This window comes from Scopulibacillus darangshiensis (assembly GCF_004341035.1).
Lineage (GTDB): Bacteria > Bacillota > Bacilli > Bacillales > Sporolactobacillaceae > Scopulibacillus > Scopulibacillus darangshiensis.
Genome location: NZ_SLXK01000047.1, coordinates 1 through 473, shown reverse-complemented (window position 1 = coordinate 473; position 473 = coordinate 1). Strand labels below are relative to the sequence as shown.

The window sequence follows — 473 nt, the reverse complement described above, 5'->3', positions numbered from 1 at the left end:
AACGAAGAGGAGGAGCAGATATCTAGAATACCTGAAGACGAAAAACCCAGAAAAATCGACACAGAACTCACCGAGGAAGACGCAGACACCGCTCAGGAGGACGCAGTCCCGCATCCCAAGACGCAATCCCCGGCGAAAAGGACGCAGAATTCCCCGAGGAGGACGCAGTCGCCGCTCATAAGGACGCAGTCCCGCATCCCAAGACGCAATCCCCGGTGAAAAGGACGCAGAATTCTCCGAGGAAGACGCAGACACCGCTCAGGAGGACGCAGTCCCCATGTCCAAGACGCAATCCCCGGCGAAAAGGACGCAGTCACCGCCCACGAAGACGCAGACCCGCATCCCAAGACGCAATGCACCGCGAAAACGACGCAGAACTCCCCTGTTATTGTACCTATATAGTAGACAGTTTTAGAAAACCGCACTCTGGATATAAATGTGTATAAAAATAGAACGGAGGCGGATTGAAATTG

The 473-nt window shown here is 53.7% G+C and carries 1 protein-coding gene; it reads left to right on the top strand.

What is annotated here, in order from left to right:
- Nucleotides 1–219 (top strand): hypothetical protein (locus EV207_RS23305; RefSeq protein ID WP_207902980.1); only part of this gene is annotated, 219 nt, incomplete at its 5' end.
- Nucleotides 220–473: the final 254 nt, after the last annotated feature.